Below are 1,430 nucleotides of genomic sequence, written 5' to 3' on the forward strand. Positions count from 1 at the left end.
TTTGGATCAACGTAAAAACCTGAGGGATTCATAAGATTAAGCATAAATTTTAGCTAGTCTGAACAAGAAGAACGCCTTATCCTTTACTCCTCTGAACTGCGAACGGAAGCTCTTTATTTTGGCATTGAAGGATTCAGAAGCCGCGTTTGTGGAACGCCTCTCAAAGAAGTTAATGATTTCCAGATAATGTGTCTGTATGGATCTTGCCACTCTGCCAAAAGCCAGGAAGCCCGATTTGTCCACCTCGTCATACCATCTGGCAAGTCTTGTCAATGCGGTATCCTTATGCTTGCACTGGTGATATATCAGCCCGAGTCTCATGGAAAGATAGTAGGCCTTCTTTATCTCGGGATATTCTCTGAAGAGGATTTTGGCTCGTACACGCTGTGATTCGGTCCATAAAGATTCCTTCTTATAGAGAAGATAGATGCTTCTTGCCAGCAGCTGCTTTCTCGAATCCCCGTTCTCGAATACCGGAGCATGATAGATTTTCCCGCAAGCTTTGGCATGTGCTATCTGTATGGATTCCTCATCCAGGGCTTCCCAGCGTGCCTTCACTCTCATTTCCTGAACCGCTTCATAAGCCAGTTTCTGGACATGGAAGCGGTCTGTGACACGGCGTGCGGCAGGGAAGCAGATTCGTGCCGTCTGCTCCATGTTCGGAGCCATATCGAGGGTTATCTCCCTGACCTGAAACCGCCTGCGTCTGGAGAGCTTCAGCAGGACGGATGTGACGATCCTTACATCGGTACCCTTTATGATGGCAATGATACTTCCCAATCCTCCTCTTCTCTCCTTGTTTATCAGGATTGTGTAGAGTTCTCCCTGTGAAAGGTTGACCTCATCAATTCCCACATACGGACCGATATTCTTCTCGAAAAGAATCCATTCTTCGGCATGGGGGAGCTGGTCCCAGCTCTTGTAACCGCTCAAGTGGTTGCGGTACTGACGCTCCAGAAGATCTCCGTCCACGCCGAAGAGGAATCCCAAAAGCTTGCAGCTTACCGGAAGTGTATCAATATAGTTCTTTTAAAAAAGACGCAAATTCTTGCGTCATACGGCTCCCTTCTGCAATCAGCTTCCAGTTGCGGCTTACATAACGGCCTTCTTCCTTCACAATCCATCTGCGACGGCGGATATTCAGGAAAAGTTTCTTGCCACGAACCGGAAAGTCCTGAACCACTACAGGATCATAAAATCCCTTGCTTTCCACTTTCATTTTTGAATGTTCTTCAGGGACTTCGTTTTTCTCTTCCAGATATATTACTATTTCCGTACTGCTTTCCTTTACATCCGAGATGATAAAATAATCCAATGTCCCTTCGGGAAGAAGGAGACGATAGCCGTTGCTTTCCATATCTGTTGCTGATTCATTGTTCGCAAAGATACGATTTTATACGGTTTACTCCTCAGGTTTTTACGTTGATCCC

General features: G+C 46.2%; 2 protein-coding genes. Both read right to left on the reverse strand.

From position 1 onward, the window contains the following. Positions 1-36: 36 nt before the first annotated feature. Entirely contained in the window at positions 37-957 is a 921-nt protein-coding gene (locus NW211_RS13785) for a transposase (RefSeq protein WP_206422469.1), read from the reverse strand. A gap of 58 nt (positions 958-1,015) precedes the next feature. Next, entirely contained in the window at positions 1,016-1,357 is a 342-nt protein-coding gene (locus tag NW211_RS13790; protein WP_258328262.1) for a hypothetical protein, read from the reverse strand. Positions 1,358-1,430 lie beyond the last annotated feature (73 nt).

This window comes from Barnesiella sp. ET7 (assembly GCF_024733785.1).
Classification (GTDB): Bacteria; Bacteroidota; Bacteroidia; order Bacteroidales; family Barnesiellaceae; genus Barnesiella; species Barnesiella merdigallinarum.

Coding starts and splice junctions, on each gene's coding strand:
- NW211_RS13790 (WP_258328262.1), bottom strand. CDS start 1,357: ATGGAAAGCAACGGCTATCGTCTCCTTCTTCCCGAAGGGACATTGGAT.